20 protein-coding genes and 2 pseudogenes are annotated in these 21,276 nt (G+C 31.8%); 6 read left to right on the forward strand and 16 right to left on the reverse strand.

All coding sequences use genetic code 11. The features are described 5' to 3' along the window. Positions 1 to 46: 46 nt before the first annotated feature. Together QU01_RS01355 and QU01_RS01360 are read left to right on the forward strand one after the other, a co-directional pair. Positions 47 to 2,077, forward strand: a complete 2,031-nt coding sequence (locus tag QU01_RS01355) for a relaxase/mobilization nuclease domain-containing protein (RefSeq protein WP_154213339.1) — start codon at positions 47 to 49, stop codon at positions 2,075 to 2,077. A 1,089-nt stretch (positions 2,078 to 3,166) separates the two neighbouring features. Further along, positions 3,167 to 4,234 carry a tyrosine-type recombinase/integrase gene (locus QU01_RS01360; RefSeq protein WP_033763423.1) on the forward strand — a complete coding sequence of 356 codons (1,068 nt, stop codon included), beginning with the start codon at positions 3,167 to 3,169 and terminating at the stop codon, positions 4,232 to 4,234. Positions 4,235 to 4,547: 313 nt separating this feature from the next. On the opposite strand, the gene QU01_RS01365 is transcribed toward QU01_RS01360, so the two are convergent. The 3 genes from QU01_RS01365 to QU01_RS01375 all read right to left on the reverse strand — a co-directional run bounded on the left by QU01_RS01365 (position 4,548) and on the right by QU01_RS01375 (position 6,386). Then, positions 4,548 to 5,351, reverse strand: a complete 804-nt coding sequence (locus QU01_RS01365) for a nucleotidyl transferase AbiEii/AbiGii toxin family protein (protein ID WP_015643551.1) — start codon at positions 5,349 to 5,351, stop codon at positions 4,548 to 4,550. Then, the gene (locus tag QU01_RS01370; protein ID WP_000006537.1) at positions 5,323 to 5,574 is read right to left on the reverse strand and encodes a hypothetical protein; all 252 of its coding nucleotides are present in this window, start codon (positions 5,572 to 5,574) and stop codon (positions 5,323 to 5,325) included. Before QU01_RS01370 ends, QU01_RS01365 begins: the two co-directional genes overlap by 29 nt. Positions 5,575 to 5,705: 131 nt before the next feature. Next, positions 5,706 to 6,386, reverse strand: a complete 681-nt coding sequence (locus tag QU01_RS01375; RefSeq protein WP_001153462.1) for a hypothetical protein — start codon at positions 6,384 to 6,386, stop codon at positions 5,706 to 5,708. A 179-nt stretch (positions 6,387 to 6,565) separates the two neighbouring features. Between QU01_RS01375 and QU01_RS01380 the strand changes: the two genes are divergently transcribed. Beyond that, on the forward strand, positions 6,566 to 7,216 hold the full coding sequence (locus QU01_RS01380; protein WP_411326682.1) for a hypothetical protein: 651 nt from the start codon (positions 6,566 to 6,568) through the stop codon (positions 7,214 to 7,216). A gap of 3 nt (positions 7,217 to 7,219) precedes the next feature. Here QU01_RS01380 and QU01_RS01385 read toward each other — a convergent pair whose 3' ends face one another. From QU01_RS01385 to QU01_RS08275, 6 genes are read right to left on the reverse strand one after another with little or no spacing between them, the layout of a single operon-like run. Beyond that, a complete protein-coding gene (locus QU01_RS01385; RefSeq protein ID WP_033763293.1) occupies positions 7,220 to 8,461 on the reverse strand; it encodes a hypothetical protein in 1,242 nt (413 codons plus the stop codon). Between the two features lie 11 nt (positions 8,462 to 8,472). After that, a complete protein-coding gene (locus QU01_RS01390; RefSeq protein ID WP_033763295.1) occupies positions 8,473 to 9,708 on the reverse strand; it encodes a type IV secretion system protein in 1,236 nt (411 codons plus the stop codon). Continuing rightward, positions 9,708 to 11,141: a chorismate mutase family protein gene (locus QU01_RS01395; protein WP_033763297.1), complete on the reverse strand. Its 1,434-nt coding sequence runs from the start codon at positions 11,139 to 11,141 to the stop codon at positions 9,708 to 9,710. The genes QU01_RS01390 and QU01_RS01395 overlap by 1 nt, the downstream gene beginning before the upstream one ends. A gap of 9 nt (positions 11,142 to 11,150) precedes the next feature. Beyond that, the gene (locus QU01_RS01400; RefSeq protein WP_033763298.1) at positions 11,151 to 13,088 is read right to left on the reverse strand and encodes a coiled-coil domain-containing protein; all 1,938 of its coding nucleotides are present in this window, start codon (positions 13,086 to 13,088) and stop codon (positions 11,151 to 11,153) included. Next, positions 13,088 to 14,155: an ArdC family protein gene (locus tag QU01_RS01405; RefSeq protein WP_033763299.1), complete on the reverse strand. Its 1,068-nt coding sequence runs from the start codon at positions 14,153 to 14,155 to the stop codon at positions 13,088 to 13,090. Before QU01_RS01405 ends, QU01_RS01400 begins: the two co-directional genes overlap by 1 nt. Beyond that, complete coding sequence (locus QU01_RS08275) at positions 14,156 to 14,320, reverse strand: hypothetical protein (RefSeq protein ID WP_164543828.1); 165 nt, start codon at positions 14,318 to 14,320, stop codon at positions 14,156 to 14,158. Positions 14,321 to 14,956: 636 nt separating this feature from the next. Between QU01_RS08275 and QU01_RS01410 the strand changes: the two genes are divergently transcribed. The 3 genes from QU01_RS01410 to QU01_RS01420 all read left to right on the forward strand — a co-directional run bounded on the left by QU01_RS01410 (position 14,957) and on the right by QU01_RS01420 (position 16,584). Beyond that, on the forward strand, positions 14,957 to 15,607 hold the full coding sequence (locus QU01_RS01410) for a ParA family protein (RefSeq protein WP_015643555.1): 651 nt from the start codon (positions 14,957 to 14,959) through the stop codon (positions 15,605 to 15,607). A gap of 61 nt (positions 15,608 to 15,668) precedes the next feature. Next, on the forward strand, positions 15,669 to 16,034 hold the full coding sequence (locus tag QU01_RS01415) for a hypothetical protein (protein ID WP_015643556.1): 366 nt from the start codon (positions 15,669 to 15,671) through the stop codon (positions 16,032 to 16,034). Further along, a complete protein-coding gene (locus QU01_RS01420) occupies positions 16,012 to 16,584 on the forward strand; it encodes a hypothetical protein (protein ID WP_015643557.1) in 573 nt (190 codons plus the stop codon). Before QU01_RS01415 ends, QU01_RS01420 begins: the two co-directional genes overlap by 23 nt. Before the next feature lie 123 nt (positions 16,585 to 16,707). Here QU01_RS01420 and QU01_RS01425 read toward each other — a convergent pair. From QU01_RS01425 to QU01_RS08280, 7 genes and pseudogenes are all read right to left on the reverse strand, one after another. Next, positions 16,708 to 17,483, reverse strand: a pseudogene (locus QU01_RS01425) (nucleotidyl transferase AbiEii/AbiGii toxin family protein). Continuing rightward, on the reverse strand, positions 17,453 to 17,923 hold the full coding sequence (locus tag QU01_RS01430) for a hypothetical protein (RefSeq protein ID WP_033763519.1): 471 nt from the start codon (positions 17,921 to 17,923) through the stop codon (positions 17,453 to 17,455). Before QU01_RS01430 ends, QU01_RS01425 begins: the two are co-directional and overlap by 31 nt. A gap of 54 nt (positions 17,924 to 17,977) precedes the next feature. Continuing rightward, positions 17,978 to 20,041: a type IA DNA topoisomerase gene (locus QU01_RS01435; RefSeq protein ID WP_033763301.1), complete on the reverse strand. Its 2,064-nt coding sequence runs from the start codon at positions 20,039 to 20,041 to the stop codon at positions 17,978 to 17,980. A gap of 12 nt (positions 20,042 to 20,053) precedes the next feature. Next, a complete protein-coding gene (locus tag QU01_RS01440; protein ID WP_229260227.1) occupies positions 20,054 to 20,437 on the reverse strand; it encodes a hypothetical protein in 384 nt (127 codons plus the stop codon). A 68-nt stretch (positions 20,438 to 20,505) separates the two neighbouring features. Then, positions 20,506 to 20,757, reverse strand: a complete 252-nt coding sequence (locus QU01_RS01445; RefSeq protein WP_001105124.1) for a hypothetical protein — start codon at positions 20,755 to 20,757, stop codon at positions 20,506 to 20,508. A 12-nt stretch (positions 20,758 to 20,769) separates the two neighbouring features. Beyond that, positions 20,770 to 20,964, reverse strand: a complete 195-nt coding sequence (locus QU01_RS01450; protein WP_229260228.1) for a hypothetical protein — start codon at positions 20,962 to 20,964, stop codon at positions 20,770 to 20,772. A gap of 120 nt (positions 20,965 to 21,084) precedes the next feature. Beyond that, positions 21,085 to 21,276, reverse strand: a pseudogene (locus QU01_RS08280) (helicase); the annotation flags it as partial.

Consider the following 21,276-nt stretch of genomic DNA (forward strand, 5'->3'; position numbering starts at 1 on the left):
AATTAGATAAAAATTTAGCAATGTTGTTAAGTCTTAAAGGGTTTGTATGCTAGATAGGGCTATATTAGATACTAAGCTAGATAGTCGCCCTATGGACTTATCTTTCTTAGATGATATTTTAAAGCATATGCAAAAGCCTAGATTTAGTGATAGCGATAAAGTAGATAAAAGATTGCTCATTAAGTTCAATCAATTTAACCCTAACTCAAAGTTTATTAAATCTAATCTAGTTGGCACAAAAACAGCTAGTCCTGTGCTTATTAAAAACATAGGGCAAATGAAACGCTCCCACTTAGAAAATGCCCTAAATTATGCTTTAGAAAATAGCGAAACAGCTTACAATGAAATGTTTTTAGAATGCGATAAACAATTCATCTTAGAGAGTTGGCTCAATGACTTTGATTTGACTAAAGATTATAACGAGACTATGCACTTAGTTTTTTCTATCAAAGATAAGCCAGATGAAGAGACAATGCAAGGGCTTTTACATTCTACTTGGGAGAGCTTAAAAATAAGATTGCCTGAATACAAGTTTGCCCTTGTGCCACACGCTCATCAAGACCATGCCCATATCCATTGTTTTATCAATAAGACTAATCAGCTCACACGAAGAAGACTGCGTTTTAAGGGGCATGAAGATTGTAAAGAATTTTTTAATGAATTAAGAAGTGAGTTTGCTTATAGGTTGAATGACCACTTATTGAGCGAAGAATACTTGTATGTCAATGAGCCAAAACTTAAAGAGCTAGACAATATCAAACAACAATTACAAGACTTGGAAAAAGAAGAAAAAGCCTTAGAACAAATCAAATCCCCACAAGATGAGTGGGACTTAAACAAGGCTTTACAAAGCGAGTATTTACAAGAACTCAAATATAAAAACAAAGCAAAAGCCCTAGACATTCAAAATAACCACAGCACCCCTTTAAAACAAAAGATTTCTGAATTTAAAATCGCTCTGTTTAATCACAAAGACACAAGCGATGATGAAAAAGAACAGCTAGATATTGACAGGATAGATAAGAGAAAACCAGTAAGCGAACACTTAAAAAACACTAACAAACACGAGCTATACGAACTCTTAGGCTTTTATCAAAAAGAATTAGATAAAAAACAAAATCATTCTGCTTTTAAGAATTTTGCTATTCTCAATGATTTAGACAAAAACTTTGAAAGAGAGACTAAGGGCTTTTCTGTGTTAAAGAAAAAAGAAATGCTACTAAGTAAGCTAGAACGCCTAGACAAACGCCTTTTAGATAAAAACTCACACCTACTATTAGCTCAATTAAGGAATGTTGTTAGAACCAAGCAAAACACACAATACAACACTCTAACTAATCCTATCTTTTTAGCCAAAGCATTAGAACTTCCTAAGGATAAACGCCCCACACTTAAAACTTTTAAAAACGCTTATTTTAATGCTAGAAAATATCAATTCATGCTAGAGAGCTTTAAAACTAAGCAAAATGACCCCACTTACAAGCTTAATGATAATACTTATGAGCTAGTGAGTAAGCAACTACAAGACTATCAAAACACTATGCTTTTATTAGCCAAAGAGAGATTACTTTTTTTAGAACAAGATTTAAAACAAAAAGAAGAAGAGTTTGAAAGAGCTAAAGAGAGCTATTTCAAAGCCCTAGAGAGCCATAAAGAGACTTTTTCATTAAAAGAAAAGCAAGACTTTCTCAAACAAAACAAACAATTTTCTAAACTCTCTAAGGATATTGTCTATATCTGCAATGAAATCATAGGGGCTAATAGGTTCTTAACCCACTATGACATTTCGCAACTTCAAAAAGTCCTAGAACACGCTAAAGATACTAAGCTAGAGCAAAAGGAAATTCAAGCCATCACAAAAGAACCTAACAACGATGAGCCGTGGATAGAATATGGCAAACTCATGCAAGAAAAAGCCAAAGCACATTATCAAGCTATGCTAGAAAAAGAAAAAGCTAAAGAATTAGCTAAACAACAAGCTAACACCTTGCACTCTAATGAGCTTGATGATGACCCTAAAGCTCATGCTGGATTAAAACAAAATGACAACACAAACTTTAAAGGGCGTAATAGATAATGCTCTCAAGCGATGATTGCCTTTAATGTTCTTAATAAAGAATATACCCTTTGATTAAAGGGGTTTATTCTTGTTCTTTTCACAAATTAGCTTATTTAAACAGATATACAAATAAAGCACTCTAAAATGCCCTACAATCAAAATAAGGCTATAAGACAAGACAAACTATTAACTCACAATCAAAAACGCCTTAAAATGCCTTGTAGAGCTTAAAATTTTCTTAAGCGGCGTGCTGAAAAATCCATAACCTTAAAGTTATCTTAAAAAATACAAAAACAAAAATAACATGCCTTTAAACTAACAAATCCTAGCCCCACGCATTCCAAACAAAAAACCTTTCTAATCCTAAATACTAATGAGACAAACCGCCCACAACCTAACTCTAACAACACAAGCCTTGACTAACAATTCCCCCCACAACTAACATGTCATTGATAGGTAATTCTTATTTTTCTTTTATTTTGATTTTTGTTCTTTTCCTTAAAAATTAAATCTAGCAAACTACCCTTATGGCTCTTACAATCAGTTTATCCCTTTTAATGATAGAGTTTTTTCTTTTTTTAACTTTTTCTTTTTTTTGCAAATTCCTATCTACATGATTTAATAATATTTTTAAAAAAAAGAAAAACGCCCATGTCATGAAATTACATGATATTTGCTAATAACATGTTTATTAAGATAAGGTAATAAGGTGTCCCCTTCTTTCCCTTAATACAAATTATACTTATGCGGAACTTAAGTTCCGCTTTTATATCTAATACCCATAAACACGAACTTCCTAATCTTAAAAAGTGCTTAAAGCTTACTTTCAAAAACTATTTAATCGTTGATAAATTCAATTTTTGTATTTAGTGAGTAATGCAAATAACTATGTATTTGATTATTTACTTTTAAGGGGGCGAAATTTTGCTTTTATGCCTTAGTTAAAAGCGGAACTTTTTAAAAACTAAGATTTAAAGGCGGAACTTAATAATCTCTAATGGATAATGCGGAATTGTTAAAAATATCGCTTTTAAGACCTAACGAACCAAAAAAACATAAAACTCTCATTCTTTAAGATTTATTTTTACATTTTAATAAGGGAGCAATATGCCACATAACAAACTCACCAAATCTCAAAGAGAATTCTTTGACAATCTTAAAGCCTTTTTATACACTAAGGTTAAAAACTTCACACCTATTCAGGATGTGAATGATATGGCTTTGATATTAAACACACAAGATAAAATCTTAAAATGCCACAATATAGAGCAATTAAAACAACTCTGTCATATTCTTTACAATCAAGGTATCAAACACACCATAATGATGCAAGGTTTGTTTTTATTCTTTGACTATTTTAAGGATAATCTCAAATTAAGAAGTTTTAGAATGCTTAGCGAAGAGCAAGTCATTAACTTTCTTTTTGAACTCGCTCAAAATAGAAAGCCTAGCTCTATGGCTAAATATGTGATGTATTTAAGACAATTCTTTGATTATTTAGATAGGAAAAAGCATTATAGCTTTGATTTTGCTTTTAAAAACCTAGCCTTTGCTAAAACCAAAGAAAGTCTGCCTAGACATTTAAACTACAAGGATTTAAAGGCATTCTTAAAAACACTCTTAGAGTATAGTCCAGCCACAAGTTTTGAAAAGCGTAATAAGTGTATTCTACTTATTGTAATACTTGGGGGACTTAGAAAATGCGAAGTGTTAAACATAGAATTAAAACACATTCAAGTAGAAGAACAAAATTACTCTATTTTAATTCAAGGCAAAGGGAGAAAAGAAAGAAAGGCTTATATCAAAAAGAGTTTGTTAGAACCAAGCTTGAATGCTTGGCTTAGTGATGAATATAGACTAAAATATTTTAATGGGGCATATCTTTTTAAAAAAGACAAACAAAAAGCACAAAATTCTTTAACGCTCTATAACTTTATCCCCTTAATCTTTAAACTAGCTCAAATCAAACATTACAAACAATATGGCACAGGCTTACATCTATTTAGGCATAGTTTTGCAACTCTTATCTATCAAGAAACACAAGACTTGGTTTTAACTTCAAGGGCGTTAGGACATAGCTCTTTACTTTCTACTAAGATTTATATTCATACCACACAAGAGCATAACAAGAAAGTGGCTCTTGTGTTTGATATTTTGATAGAGAACAAGAAGTAAGGGGGTTAAAATTGATTAGGTAGTTTAGTTAATCTAAGTAATCTAATTAGAATAAATAGTATAACATTAGATAGTTTTATTTAACTATTTAATGTTTCATTGCCAATTAAAAACAATTAGGTTTTATAAAGGTCATTAAAATTATTGAGATTTTATAGAATTAGTTTAAGTTGTAAAATACTCTAAAAATAATGTAATTATTGCTTGTTATTATTCATTAAGAAAATATTTAACAAACAATGCAAATAACTAAATTCTATTCAATACTGATAAAATAACTAAGCACTATCAAATACTTTCTTAATGATATTATTTATCGCCTATGCTTAGGTGTGGGAGTGTATTCATTGGAATTGTCTAAATTATCTGCGTTGTCATGGGAATTTGAGTAAGTCGCTGTTTTAATTTGGTCTATTTTGTCTATTAAAAAATCATAAGCACTTAAAGAAAGGTCTTTATAATGTGAAATGGGTTCTACCATATCTATTTCTATGCTATAACGCTTTTTATCTAACTCTTGCAAAGAATTTTGAAGAGTTAGTAAGTCTTGCTTAGTTATTTTTTGAGAACTTAAAAGCTTGTCAAATAAATTATTGTCATTATGCAAAGCCACTGATATATCAAAAATATCTCTTGTTTTATTGTCAGTTTTTCTAAAAGTAATCTTTTTAGAGATAATGTTTTCTAGACTTTCCACATAAATATCAAAAGAAAAAATCTTTTTTGAATCATCAATATACCCCTCATTGCTAGCGCAATCTAACAGAATGTCTATTTTAATGTTGTCCTTATTGGTTACACCTATGTGATTGTGTTGATCTATATATCTTGTGCTGTCAAAATGACTGCAATTATCTATCCATAATTTAGGGCTAAAAAATCCCAAACATTGAGCATCATTGACAAACAAATCAATATCAAAGCTTAATCTATGCTGGAAGTAATACATGCTCAAAGCTGTGCCTCCTCCAAACTTAATACTACTAGGATTAAGCCCTAAATTCAAAGCATTTTTAATAATGGGATAAAATTGTTCTAGGGCTTGAATTTGAGCTTGAAAGTTGTTTTTGATAAAACTAAGGCTCTTTTCATTGATAGGGATTGATAGAAAGGACATGTAAAATATTCTCCATAGGAATGTGATAGTCTTGTGAAAACCATTCTATTTCTTGCTCTAGTGCCTCTGTTTGAATTGTGCCTATAATATACTTGTCAGTATTGCTTAGATTAGTTGTTTTTTTATCCATAAAAAGCCCTATAAGATACTCTAAACTCACATGCTTATCTTTATTGCCAATAGAGTTATTGATTGTAGCTAATAACATAGGGGCAAATGACATTTTTATCCTCCCTAAATTGATTTGATTGTAGTTTAGCAAATTTTGTGTTGGTTTTGGTTTGACTTATAATGATTGTTTAGCTATAATACGCCTACATTCGTAGGGCTGACCGAAGCCCACTTTCTTATAGCTTATAGACTACTTAGTTTTTCCAAGTCTTTGTTTCCAATACTTTTGATTAAATCATCTAAAAATGAAACAATTTTGTTAGGCATGATACCAAAGTTAAAACTTTTACTTGTAGGCTTTTCTAATTCTCTGATAAAGCGTGTTGTAATGCGTGGGCGGTTGTTTGCCCTTAGCTTTAGTAAATTTTCCCAATGATACGCACGATTTCTAATTGTCCATAGTAAGTTTAAAGCAATATAGGCTTTAGCATAATTAGAAAGATGTTGTTTTCTACCCTTAATAAGCAAAGTATCCTTATTATCTTTGTAATAAGCCTTAAGACTATAGGCTCTCAAATCTAATGCTACCCCCTCTAATTTGTAAAAAAAGATAAGCTTAATCACCGCTTCTAAAGACATTTTAGACAAGACCAAAGAATGCGTGATTTCTTTTTTCTTGTCTTTCAATTCTTCTATTAAGGGGATTAAAGAAACTTCATCAAACACCCACTCATTCCCTTTAATTTGAGTTAGGCAATAATCTAGTGCGTTGCGTAAGTAAATCTCTAAATTAGAGATTTTAGGTGTGATTAGACTAATAAGCTTTAAATTTTCCTTGTATTGCTCTAGGTTGTCATAAGTCTCTAGTCTGTCTTTGGATAGAATGAGCGTAATATCGTTTTTGAAATCTTGTAAATCTTGCATAGTGTCTCTTAAAATAATTGTTAAACCAAATTATAACACAAACAAAATTAGTTATAAAAGAATAACCAAATTCTACTAAATACATACAAAATAACTTAATATTTAATTGTTATTAGTATTTCTTTAAATTTCTATGCTATAATGATTACAATTCAAGTTAAGTTAAAAGGAATAGAAAAATGATAAATAAATTAAATGGTTTGAATAAAACTTTAAAAACAAGCTTATTAGCTGGGGTTTTACTAGGTGCTACTGCTCCCTTAATGGCGAAACCTTTATTCACAGATACCGACTTAATTGACTATCTCAGCAAATCTAAAAGCAATATTAAAAAAGAATACGCCATTGATTGTAACTCTCAAATTGATGGTTCTAAATATTTGAATAATGGTTGGAATTTATCAAAAAATCTTCCACAAGAATGGAAAACTGCCTTTCTTTCTTGTGTTAATAAAAAACAGCTATCTAAAAAAGAACAAGAATTACAGAAAATAGTAGATGAAAGAAATGAGCAAATTAAAAAAGATGAAGAGTGGCTAGTTGCTTGTAGAAACTATGTTAGAGAAAGCCGTAAAAAAGCGGAAAGTAATTTTCTTAAAAAAAATCGTTGTAGCAAAAGCGAAGATGGTAAAATATCGTGTTATAGCAATGCTTTTTATAGTGCCTATGGAGACACAAAACCTAAATGGTGGACTTATAGTGGCTCACACTTTGAAGAAAAATTTGAAAACGAACAAAATCAAGCTGACAATGAATGCCTTTCAAAAGCTGCAAGTCTTGCTATAATGCACCCTAAATTAGAAATAAAAAAGGCTGTTAGACAGCCTTAATTTTCAATCAGAAGTAATCTCTGGAAAACCAAATTTGTTTGTCTTGACTTTACCTAAAATTTGCTCTCTTGTTTGGTATTGCGTTGATTTTGTTCCTTTTAAGTTTGTGCCAAACCCATAGTCTGTTTGATACATGTCCGCTATAATCTCGCTTTGCATTGCCATAGTTTGATTTAAAAAGAGCATTTGATTAGTAATCTCTTTAAGATATTTCACAGTGAGTAATTTAATCCTTTGATTAAAATTTGCGTAGGCTTGGCTTTGAGCGTCTTTATTAGGGGCTTTACTTAAATCTTGCGTGAGTGTTTGGATTTCTTGCTCTAAGTCGTTATCTAGGCGAGTTTTTTCTAGGGCTAATGGTGTGCAAGTGCCATTTTCTTTGTTTTCCTTACAATATTTTATTCCTTGTTTATTGTGATTTGCACTTGGATTAGTTACGCCTAAATCTTGCTGAATATCGGCTAGTCTGTGTTTTAGATAATCTGCTCTTGCTTGAATTTCTTGTTGTTTTTTTATCCTTTCTGTTAATTTCATTGCATCTTGTTGAAACATTTTCATTTTATATACTTGATAATTACCATTTAGAATATCCAAACTAGCTTCTGCTGATAGTTGGTTATACCTTGCTTGATTTTCATCTTTGATTAGCTCTTCACACAAAATCAATCCCATATCCCTGCCACTTAATTGCCCCACAAGAGATTGCATGTTTTCATAGCCACTGCTACTTAGGGCTTGGATTAAATTTTGCATATCTCTCATGCGAGTGGTTTGTTCTCCTGTTTTTGTAATAGCATTGTTAAGATTGCTTAAATTGACAATTTTTTTATTAGTCAATTTGTTAAAATTGAAAAAAGGGCATTGTTGCTGTAAGTATTTGTTTCTTAACAAATTTTGTGCGTTCCAATTTTCTATGTTTTGCTTTAAATTCTCATAGTTGTATCTAATGCTCTCTATTTGATACTGAGCGTTTTGTATCACTTGCATGGGATTGGCTAAAGTAATGGCACTACCACTAATCAAAGAATTAGTTGTATTTATCATGTTATTGACTTTTTGCAACTGATTGATTTGGGCTTGAGCTTTAGAGATAATCTCTTCATACTTTTTAATGCTATCTACCATTTTACCTATCACAGTGGCTTGACCAGCATGGAGTTCTGGGTCATTGACAATCAAGGGGGTTTCCCCCTCTGCAAACACGCTTTTACAACATAAAAGCATGCTAAAAACTAATTTCTTCATTGTTAAACCCTTCATCTATTATTATCAAATCCATTTTTAACACTTGCTACAAAGTGTTTCACCCCCGCTTTAACACTCCTGTGATTTGCCATAGCATTTGCCCCTCCACTTAGTCCAGCAAGTCCAAGAGCTTTAGCTCCAGCTTGAAGTCCTGCTAGTCCGCCCCCAGCACTCTGATAGGCTTGCTTAACTTGATTAGCAACCATAACTGCACTACCCCCAAATACAGCTCCGCTTATTGTCATGCCAATTTTTTGCATCATTTCTGTTACTGCCCCCACGCCTCCACTTGTGCCAAAGATATTATTGATAAAATCAGGCACTCGTTTGATGAGAAAGAAACAAATCACAGAGCCTAAAATTAAGATAATAAAAAATCCTAACACGCTAGTATAAGCTCCCATAGCATTTTGAAAATTATTGATTGCTTGACTTGAGCCATTTTCTATCATTTGGTCAATTATATGTCCTTTGTTGTAAAACCCATTGATTATTTCTGCTTTGGTAGGAATTTTTAAAGTAATGCTTTCTATTATTGAAAAATTTAAAAAGGCTACTACCATAATACAAGGTTGGTAAAAAGTAAGGGAAATGAGTTTTTTAAGGTAGCTAAATAACATGCCTTTAGTTTGGGGGAATAGTGCTAGTGGTAAAACTGCAAAGCCCAATGATAGCCATGTAAGAGTTTCAACAAGAGTGATTAAAACAATGATTAAAATTAGTCCAATTAAAAGAATTTGAGCTAGGACTAACAAAAGAAAAATGATTAGCATAGGAAACATAGTAAAAAATGTCTTCCAGCCTAAATCGCTAAATACTTCTCTGTATAATTGTATTATGGAATAGTAGGACTTATCTATCAATGAGCCTAAAGTTAAATTATTATTGCCTATTTGCAATGAAGACATGCTGTTTGTGATAATCTCAGTGAGTTTATTAGAAGGGTAAAAAATGGTGTCTTTAAGCATATTCATGTAAGTTGTTGGATTATCCATTGCCCAATTTAAAACTCCCATAAACACGATAAATACAACCACGCCCATAGCGGTTTTAAACTGAAATATATCGCCCTCTTTCACTCGCCTATAAGCCCATATCATAAATAAAATTACCAAAACAGCATTAATTATCATTTGAGCTTTTAAAACTTCTGCTGTTTGAGTTGCTATGCTGTAAAATATTTTTTTTGTTGGGTCGCTAAATAGCGATAAAATCGTTTCATAAATACTTAGATTATTGCCTTGCATTATCTCCCCCTCCCCTTAGTATAACTCTGCACTTGTAAATTTTCTTTAGCATTTTCTAAAATGCCCTTAAGCCTTTCATTAAAGGGCTTAATGCTATCAATTTGTTCTAATTTATCCATGATATTTTCCTTTTCTTGTGTTGAAGTGTAGTTGTCTTTTAATTTTTCTAAAGAGCTTTCTAAAAACTCCGCCATAGTGTCAATGTTAATCGCCTTATTTTCTATAATGTGTGCTAATTTCAAATCATCATTACAATCTTTTGAAAAAGGAGTATAGATAGTGGGGAATTGCTGTGTAAGAGCATATAAAATACCCTCGCATTTTTCTTTGTATCCTTTACCGTTAATATCATTATCAAAGGCTAAGATGACATTAAAACTATCTTGTGGCTTGTTAATAGGCTTAGGTTTTCTGTATTCTATTGTTTTTTCCACTCTTTTATTATAAATGGGGGTATGCTTTTCTCTTTGATAGTTTTTAATAATGTCTGTATAGGTTTCTATTACTACGCTCTTAAAATCATCATTAGCTCTGCCTTGTCTCACTAATTCTTGCCATTGTTCTTCTTGTTTTAGATAATGGTTATATGCCCCTTGTTGTCTATTGTGTAATTGATTAAAAAAGCTTTTAAAAAAGAGTTCTAATTTTTGTTTGTTAAATTGCCCAGCGGTGCTAATTAAAACGCTTTCTTTGGGGTCTAAATCTTGTAGTTCTAAATAGGCTAAATTGTCAAAGATATTTTCAGCAACAATGACATTTTTAACTAAGCTTAAGTCATTAGGGTATAAGACTTCTATGCCCTTATTCCCTTGTGTGATAGATTTTAAGGGTTTGTCTCTTATGTTGCCCTCTTTATCTGTAGTTAATGGGGTATTTAAGCGTTTGTTAATGCCATATTGATGAATGGGTATGACATTAAGATTTTTATTCTCAAAAGCTAAATAGGTAGCAAGGATAAGATTATTAAAATTGTCCGTTTTTAAATGCTCTTTATAAGGCTCTAATAGCTTTGTATCAATGCCACGCTTTTTAATGAGTGTAGCGTTTTGTAAATCATAGGGTTTAAGGTTTTTAAACTCATTGATGATTTTTTGAATTTCTTCGTTATTTTCGCTAGAGTTATCCCTTGCTTGTAGAGTATCTTTTTTATTGCGATAGCCTTCTAACTTCCCAGCGAGTAAGTCTTCAACGCTGATATTTCTATCCTTACAAAAAGTAATGATATTACCGACCTTATCGGTATGAGTTTCTTTGTAGGTGTAACTAATTGAGCCATCTTTATTTTGATTTTTAAAGATGACTAAACTTCCCTCTTCGTTTTCATGCTTTAAGCAAGGGTTATTCTTGCTATGCTTATTTTTGTTGATAACATAGCCATTATCTAATAAAATCTCATGCAAAGGCAAGGCAGTGAGATTAGGGATATAACTCATAGGATTTTCCTAACGCCTTCTGCTCTTAGAGAGCGTATTTTGTGTGTAGCCATAATCTATAGTTGGCATTTCTTTTTTCACTTCTTTTTGAGCGTTATTTTGCTCTTTAGCTAATTCTTTAGCGTTTTCTTTTTCTAGCATAGCTTGATAGTGTACTTTAGCTCTAGCTTGTTCTTTTTTACCAAACTCAATCCAAGGCTCATCGCTGTTATTACTCTGTGCTTTCTCTTGGATTTCTTCTTTTTGGCGTTCTTGTAAGCATTTGTGAGCTTTAGGGTCATAATCTAGCCATGGTTCATCAGGATGCAAGGTTTTCTTTGGCTCTTGCTTAGATTGTGGCTCTTTTGCTTGAGTAGTGCCATTTTGCTCTATAGCTTGGTTTTGTTTTGTGTTTTCTTGTTGTGTAGCGGTGCTATTAGTTTGAGCGTTAGTAGTCTCTTGTCTTGGCTCATTTTGTGAGTTTTTAGGTTGCTCTGAATTTTTATTAGCCTTATTTTGCTCTTTAATAGCATTTACCCCCACACTTTGAGTGGTGCTATCTAAATTTTTGAGTGTTTTTGCTTGTTGCTTGTCTAAATGCTTTCGCATCACTTCATACACTCTATTATCCATAGGCTCTAAGCTATCTTTAGATTTAGCTAAATAATCTTTTAAGACTTCGTGGTGTTCTTTTTCTAATTGGTGTCCCAAGATAGACTTAACGCTTAATTGCAAGCCCTTATCTTGCATGTGCTTATTACCATGTGCTTGTTCTAAGCAATCCTTAATCAAATTGATATGCTCTTTAGTGAGCTTGGTTGGCTCTTTTTGGCTTACCACTAATAAGACTTTCAATTCATCTTCATTCATGTGGTTTTTAGCGTAATTTAAAAAGCTCTCTTTAAAATCAAGCTTAGTCTTAATGCGTTTTTGCTTAATATCAAGCTCGGTTTGTTTAAAGAAACTATGCAAACTAGCGTATTTGTCTTTAAGGTCTATATCATTGCTAGGTGTTTTCTTTTCTTGCTCTTTTTGTGCGTATTCGCCTTGTTCTTGTGTGTTAGGCTCTTTTTCATTAAGCTTATTGCTTTCTTCTAAAGCAAGAGAGGCGATTTTACTTGTAGTGTTCTCACCTGTGGGTCTTGAATAGTCAATCTCATTAGCTCTTAAGTAGTTAGCAACTTCGTTTGTTTCATTTCTTAGAATTTGCAAACTTTTTAAAAGCCCTAAACTCTCATCATCTAAACCTTTCTTGATATTGTTATCCCTTAATGTTTCTAATTCTAAGTCTTGCTTATTTGATAGTTCTTCTTCTTTGCTTTGCTCTTGTGCGACTTGTTGCTCATAGAGAGTATCAGGGTTTTGGCTCTCATTGTATTGCTTTAAGCTTTTATTTTCAGCTTCTAGGGCGTATTTTTCTAGTTCTTGTTTAGCTAACTCATTTTCATTCTCTGTGATACTAATTTCTTCGGCTCTTTTGATTTGGTTTTCTTCATGCTCTTGTAATGTCTTGCTTTCAAGCTCTTGTTGCTCTAACTCATCAGTAGCTCGTGCGATACCATCATCTTCATTCATTTGTATGTGTTGCTCTTGTTGGTATTCATAATACTCATCTTCGCTCATTTCTAAAACGCTTTTTTGTTCTGTAAGCTCAATCTCATTTTTATTAGCATTTTCTTGTGTCTCAATAATTGCTTGAGCTAAACTTTCTACAAACTCATTAGGGTTGTTTTGTCCTTGTGAGATTTTATTTTTCATGCTCTCAATGACTTCTAGCATAGAAGAAGTGTCATCTTTTAAGCCCTCTTGGCTTAAAGACTTGATTTCTTGTTCTAAAATGCCTAAGAAATTAGAGGGGTCAGTTTTAGAGTTTTTAACTTCATCTAAAAAACTCTCTAAAAAATCGTCCTTGCCATCATCACTCCACGCTTTCCAAGCTTTAAGAAATCCATTGATAAAATCTTGCATTATCTGCCCCTGCCTTTAGATTGAGTGGGTGCTACTTCATCATTGGCAAAGTGGTAATCATGCTTTTGTTGCTCTGCTCCCTTATTAAGCGTTTGTTGTAGCATGGCTAACATTTGGGGATTACTTTGAGCCATTTCAAGCATTTTGTTAAATTGCTCCATATTCATTTCGCTATTATTGTTATTCTCTTTAGTGTTGTTTTCTTTGATATTATTTTCTGTGTTAAGAGTATTTTCAATCTCATTCTCTTGCTGATAGCTTTGAGAAATGTGGTATTGCTTTCTTTTTTCAGAATGGGTTGCTCCATATTGCTCCACATAATCTAGCACTTTCTTATATTGGCTTTCATTTAAATGTTTGGATAAATCATAAATCACTAAGTTTTGATTATCCATAGAAAAAGTTTTACTAACATACTGCGTTCTTAAAGTCTTAGTATCTAATTCTTTAAGCTTAGTTTTGTCTAGCGTTTGAAAAACATTGACATTGTAGAGATTTTTAATCTCTAAAGTCGGCTCTATGTCTATCTTTTCTTTTTTAAATTCGTAAAAGGGCGTTTTGCCATCTTGTATATACTTGATATTGCCCTCTTTGTCTCTTTGAGGAACTTTTTCATTCTCATAAATCACTTCGCCACTAGAATAATGCTTAAGATTGCCCTCTTTGTCTTTAAGGGGGATTAAATTACCCTGTTCATCTCTTGCTTTAACATAGCGCATTTCATAATCTCTAATATAAGCGATACTTGCCTTATCATAAAAGCCATTAGGATTATTTTTACTCTTAGTGTTGTTTTTAATATGCTCCACTTCTTTAGGGTTTGCTCCTAATTTTAAAGCATCATCTAAGCCTACCCACACATTACTTTCATAGCCATTTTCATGTTGCTTGGCATCTAAAATAAGAGCGTTTAAGCCATTATAGGCATTACCCACATTGCCATTATAAGCTCTATTATTAGCTTTAAACTCTAGTCCTGCATCAAGACTTTGTGCGATTTCACTCGCTAAAAACTTAACGAAAAGTTCTTTTTGTTCTTTAATATCCATTTCATTCCATGTTTTCATTTAATTTTCCTTGCTTTTATTAACTTCATTTTCTAAGGAATGTTCTAACTCTATTTTTGTTTCTTGTTCGCTTTTAGGTTCTACTCCCATTTCCATAAAATCTAACATTTGCTCCTCACTTATAGGGTAATTTCCCTCTGTAAATTCTAAAAAATCTTGTGTCATTTAATCCGTCCTTGTCTTTTAAAAAATCTTTTTAGAATGTCATAAAAATTACAAAAAAATCAAGGTCTTGACTTTTTTAAAATTTTCAAGTGTGTCATCACACATATACCACTTTTTAAGCTAAATTTAAGCAAAAAACGCAAATGTGTGATGACACATTTTTAAGGTTAAAACCCTATAACCCCCTAAAATGCGTAACCTAAACTTAAAGTAAATGAAAAGTAAATAACCATAAAAATTTAATGAAAAAAGTTAAAATTTAAGCTGATTTTAAGCTAAAATGATAGTTTTTTACTGATTTATCATGTTTAATATTATCTTTTTTTAAGAAAAATGCTAGTTATCATGCAACAATATCAAACTAAAAGCTCACTCAAAATTCTTTGAATACAATTAGTAACTTAATTTTTTAAATAATTCAATAAGTAATATAAATAATAATCTATTTTTTTAAAATTAAAATATTCAATTAAAGACTAAATACTTATTAAATAGTAATAACTTAATTATCTCTTACTAAATTTAATTATTTATTATGTTTATATAAATAATCTTAAATAAGTAAATTATTTAAAGTTAATTCAAATTGTATAAAACTATGCTATACTACTAAAATAATCTAATTAAGGAAGTAGCATGACCATTTGTATTGCTAATGAAAAAGGGGGGAGTGGTAAAAGCACGCTTTGTTTAAACCTAGCGGTGCAATTACTCAAAGACAATAAAGAAGTGGTTGTTTTAGATACAGATAGCCAAAAGTCTATGGAAACTTTTGCTACAATTCGTGCTGAAAAAGAACGCCCCACTTTTAGCTTATTTAATCGTAGTAGTGGCTTTAGCGATACTTTAAAGCAAATGGTATCTAAGTATGAAAATATCCTTATTGATACTAAGGGGGAATATAGTAAAGAAACCCAAAAGGCTATGCTTTTAAGTGATATTGTGCTAGTGCCTACAACTCCTAGTCAATTAGATACTGAAGTGTTAGCTAACATGTTAGAAAGGATAGAACAACTCCAAGAGCTTAATGAAAACCTAAGAGCCTTAATCATCATCAATAGAATGCCTACTATTCCTACACTTAAAGAACGCAAAGCTTTAATTGATTTTATTAAAGAAAATAACCCTAGCGATAAAATCACGCTTTTAGAAAGCTCTTTGAGTGAGCGTATTGTTTATAAGCGTAGCGTGAGTGAAGGTTTAGGCGTTATAGAATATAGCGATAAAAAGGCTATCAACGAATGGTCTCATTTCTATAATGAGCTAAAAGGCTATTTAGTAAAATAGAGAAAACATGCGGTTTAAAAGAGTGAAAAAACACAAAAACAAATACAAGGAGCATACAAATATGGATTTACAACAAATTGATGAGCTAGAAAAGAAGTTTGAACAACAAGAAGAGCAAACAAACGAACAAGAAATTAGCATAAAAGAAATAAAAACCCCTAAAAAAAGGGGGCGCAAAAAGTATGTTTTAGATGAAGATAAGAAAAAGAGCTTTAACATTGTCTTTAGTCCTTGTGTGATAAAAGAACTTGATGAATTTTTGCTAGAATTTGGCTCATTTAAAGAGACACGAAGCACTTTTATTGAAGAAGCGCTTATTAGGCATTTAAAACACAGAAAAAACACCCAAGAGCAAAAGCTTTTAAAGCAGCTAGAAAGATTACAAAACAAAGAAAAGGGCAATAATGAAAACAATGAACTTGAATGAATTTTTTACTAACAAGGTAATCTACAAAGACACACCCTTAAAACTCAAAGAGAAACTAGAGCAAGAAATTAGCCAAGCTAGTTTAAAAAAGAAGTTAGTCCTAGCTAATGCCTTATCTAATATGGTGTTTGCTAAAATAGATAATGAGAATGCCCCTAAAATTCTTATTTCACGCTTGATGTGTAAGTTTAGTCCTATTGATTATGAAAGCACTATTCCTAGTGATTTTCGCCCCATAGATGAAGAAGAATATGAAGACGACTTAGAATGGCTCAATGAAGAAAAAGAAGACAGACTCTTTGATTACTATCTATTTTTAAATGGTGTAAAAGAAAGCGATTTAATAGAAGTAGTTTCAGAAAGCATAGAAACTTATGATGAGTGCATGATAGAAATCGCTCAAAATATCCTTAAAGATAAATTTTCTTATGACATTGACTTATTGCAAGTTTTAGTAAAAGGTTATGCTAAAGAGATTATGGAGTTTTTAAATAACGAGCTTACAAAAGAAAGTTTTAAAGAGCTTTTAGTAAGTAAACGTATTAACTAAACCTTGTTAGGTTTAAAAAATAGGTTTTTAATAGTTTTTCTAAAACTATTAAGCACTATGTAATTTATATAGCACTATAAAAATAACTAAACACTATTTTAAATACCTACTTAATGATATTACTTATCGCTTACGCTTAGGTGTGTGGGTGTTTTCATTAGCATTATCTAGTAGGTCATTATTGTTTAAGGGAAATGAGATTGTTTTTCAAGTTTTTTATGTATTAGTTGAGCCATTACCCCTAATTCTAGGGCTGTTTCTTCTAAGTCCATAATTTGATTTAATAAAGCATCTAGTTTTACATCTACTAAATAATCGCTCACTAATTTATCAGGGTCTTTGCTAAAATCTTTTAAGCGACTTGCTAAATCTAAGTTAAAATGTTATTCATAATGCTTGGCTAAAAAATGCAAATCAAATAAATCTCTAGCTTTAGTTCTTGTGTGCTCCCCATCAAAGCAAGCACAGAGTTTGTTATCAATAATACGCTCTATTTTAGCAATTCGCATTCCCTCAATCACATTGACTTTGCTCTCTTTTGGTGCGTCTCTATAAGATATTTCTAATTTTAAAGTTTGTTCTTCTTTATTGTCTTTGGTAGCATAACGCACCATATAACGCCCCACACTATCAGTGTCTTTTTTAATATGAATATCATCTAAGATAATGCCATTAGGAATAGCGCTCTTTACTCTGCCTAAGAGATTGATTTTTTTATGACAATCAAAGTCTAAATCTTCTGAAAAACGATTTAAGCCATAGCCTAGATACAAAGCTGTTCCGCCTTTTAATACCATAGGGGTGTCGGCTAGATTTTTAACAATGGCTCTCATCAGTTTTTCATGATTAAGAGCTTGTTCGCTTAAACTCACTCTATAATGGGGTTTCTTGCTATCCATTTATCCAAATTCTCTCTTTCTTGCTTGTTTAATTTGGGTTTCATCACTTCTATAAGAGCATAGACACTCTCTTTATCTTCAATACTAGGAAACCATTCATCTAGCATAACAACCCCTAGCTTTCCAGTTTGCAATACAGAAACATAGAGACAATCTACACAAGCTCTTGGATGCTCTGCAATATAAGTGGGAGTATGTTTAGGGTAATAGCCCATTTTATTGAACCTTGCTGTGCCATCTATAATGCCTAGATTGCCTAGTAGTTTATTAGTATTATGAGCTTGTTTTTCACCATAGATATAAACCCCTATATCATCAAACGCATTCTCCATTAAAGCATAGCTACTATGCCAATCCCCTATGCCTTGTGGAGAGTGGATATTTAAAGCTACAATAGAGCTAACATAGACTTCTTTAGAAGTGGGTGGAATGTATAACATGCTAAACTCCCTAATCAAATTTAACTAGGCTCTAGTTTAGCAAAATTTTACTTACTACTTCTTACTATACTCATTGATAAAATCCCCACACACTTTGATATTACTTTTATAATCTTTAGGGAGCTTGACATTATGCTTTTTAGCTAATATTTCAGCAAAGTTAATTTGTTTAGGTGTCGCAGGTCTAATCTCATTATTATTAGAGCTACTAGCTTTTTTATTATTTTTCTTAAAAAACTCATGCTCTTTAATGTATCTGTCTAAAAATGCCTTAGCTATTCTATTATCTTCTTTGTAGTTTTTAAACTCTTCGCTTAAATTTAATTGCAAATCTCTTAAAATATTTTCTATATAAGTGATTTGTCCTTCACTGCTAGGTTTTATCTCATCATCATTTCTTTCTAGCTTTTCAATCTTAGGGCATTTAGAATTTAAATTGCTGATAAAATCCACATAAGAGCTTTTATTTTCTACAATCTCATCTAGCACTTCTTCCATTTGTTTAGTATAGGTCAAATCAATAATGAATTGATAAGCATTTTCAAACACTTCTATCACTCTTTTACCCTTATGCGTAGGAGTAATGGTGTGCTTTTTATCTTGGCTAATGCTAATATATTCTCTTTTTAAAAGAGTAGGCAAGTAACTCGCATAAGTGCTAGGTCTGCCTATGCCTTTATTTTCTAAAAGCTTGACAAAACCTGCCTCTTTATAAGGGCTTGGGGCATTTCTTTTAATGGTAGCTAAAACTAAGTCATTTAGACTTAACATATCATCAATTTTAAGATTAAATTGTGCGTTTTGTTCTTTTTCTTTATCTTCTTTGTCATCATTACTTTCATCATCATTCTCTAGTGCTTTTTTAGAAAACATTGCTAAAAACCCAGCGCTTTTTAAACTCTTAGCAGAACATTTAAAATACTCATTTTTGATTTTAAAGAGCAAATCTTGCTTGTCATAAATGGCATTCTTGCCTTGACTTTCAATGGTTCTTTCAAAAATCAATCTATAGAGTTTTAAAGCGTCTTGATTAGTGATACCAGCATTATAGACTATGCTTTCTAAATCTTCGTATTTGTGGGGGTGCGTGATACGAATGGCTTCATGAGCTTCTGCTTGGCTTTGCTTACCAGCCTTGTATTCTCTTTTTTGATACACTTCTTTATAAATAGGCAAATAAAAGCTCTCTGCCTCATTTAAAAACTCTACGCTCAAACTTTCAGCATCTGTTCTAATATAAGTAATTAGTCCAGTCTCAAAGAGACTTTGAGCTAAAGATTGCACTTCAGCGATACCTAAACCTAACTCAGAACTAGCTCTTTCTAAAAGCGTAGAAGTGATAAAGGGCTTTTTAGGTTTGGTCTCTACAACAGAGGTTTTTAAATCTTTTAAAAGACAAGCTTTATTATCCTTTAAGCTCTCAAAGAGTTTTAAAGCCTCTTCTTTATCATTGAATTTAATCTCTTCGCCCTTTTCATCACAATGCTTAATAATGACTTCTCTATTAGCATTGTCGTTAATCTTAGCTTGGATTTGATAGCTTACTTTTTCATTTTCTGGTAAAGCCTTAAATTTTTCAATCTCTCTGTCTCTATCTACAATAAGCTTTAAGCAAGGCGTTTGCACTCTTCCAGCACTAGAGCCTTTCATTTGCCCTAAAGCTTTGCCTAAATAAGGGGAGAGCGTAAAACCTAAAAGCATATCAGCCACTCTTCTAGCTAAGGCACTTTGATACATTTGCTTATTAGTGTTTTCAAATAAAATAGCATTTTGTAAGCCTTTGTTAATCCCACTTGGTGTGATTTCAAAAAACTCCGCTCTATAAATAGAACTAGCTATTTTTTTAATCTTTTCATAAAAATGATAGCCTATAGCATAACCCTCTCTATCAGGGTCAGTAGCAATATAAACCTTTTTATTTTTGCATGCCTCTATTATCTCAAAAATACGTTTTTTCTTTTGTGGGTCGTATTCAAAGGTCGGCTTAAAGTTATTGTTTTCATCATAGCTTTTAAGTTGCATAAAATGCCCTATGGTAGCAAAGACCTTTGCTCCTGTGATTTCTCTAATCTTAGCTACCTTATTAGGGCTTTCAATAATGATGACGCTGTTATTCATTTGATTGCTCCTTTAAAATGGGATTTTATTAGGATTCATCGTTTCTTCCAACTCAAGCACAGAAAGATAAACTAAACTTCTTAGGGCATTAAAATCTTCGCATTTAACATCACCGCAAAAAATAGGCATTTTAGGTATTACTTTGGATTTAAAAATCCCATTAAAAAAATCTCTAACTAAAAAGGTTAAAAGTTCTTCTGTGTAGCCAATCATTTCGCCATCAAATTTGGTTTTTTTGGTTAATTCAAACATTATTTTTACGATTTCAACCCATGCTTTAAACATAATCTCAAATTGCTCTTTAAACAAATCTTCATTATCAATAATCAACATTTTAAAAAGCTCGTTTGAATGTTGTTGTAAATCTTTCTTTAAAACTTCGCTTTCTTTTTCCAATTTCTTAATTAACTCCATTTTTTCGTTAGTCTATTTGCTACGCTTTATTTCTGTATTGCTCATTGTTATTACTCCTTAAATTTTGATTTTCTATAACTCTCTGTAAGATGTGGTAGCAATTCCCCCTTAATATCCATAATGATAGGTTTATGCGCCATTTCAAGAATACTAGGAATTTTAATATTACAATTACAGCGTTGTAATTTCTCTTTTAATCTCTTATTCTTATCTTTTAATTTAAGATATTGCCTTAATCCATAGGCATACCAAAGAATTAGCAAGATTAGTGCTAAAAATCCCATTAAAACATCGTAATTCATTGCTTTAACTCCTTAATTGATTTTTGTTCTAAGATTTCTAATCTCTTTTTTGCACTCGCTTACATCATCAAGCAAGCTTTCTAATAATTCGCTATGCTTATTCATAAAATATTCTTGAGATTGTTTGGTGCTATTTAGGGCTTTATACAAGTAGATAGAATTGATAATATAAAGCCCTAAGAATAGAAAAAATCCTAATTCAAACATTGTTTTCCCCTTATTTAAACTTAGCTAATCGTTTCACTAGCTTGACTACTCGCATAATAAGGCGTAAATCACGCCACTTAATGCCATTTAAAAAACTAAAGAGTTTGTTAGACTGCTTTCTCATCTTCTACCCATTGATTTAGTAATTTCCACTTCTTGTTCATTCTCGTAGTAATCAACATTATTAGTGGTTGCAACTTCCTTAGAATAGATAATTTCAGCTCCTTTTTCTATTTCTTTTTCAATCACTTGTTCTGTAGCTGGCTCTATTTCATCATGGCTCTTTGTGTTCCCCTTAACCCCTTGCTCTTT

The organism is Helicobacter pylori SA221C (assembly GCF_000476855.1).
In the GTDB taxonomy this organism is placed as follows: Bacteria; Campylobacterota; Campylobacteria; order Campylobacterales; family Helicobacteraceae; genus Helicobacter; species Helicobacter pylori_DK.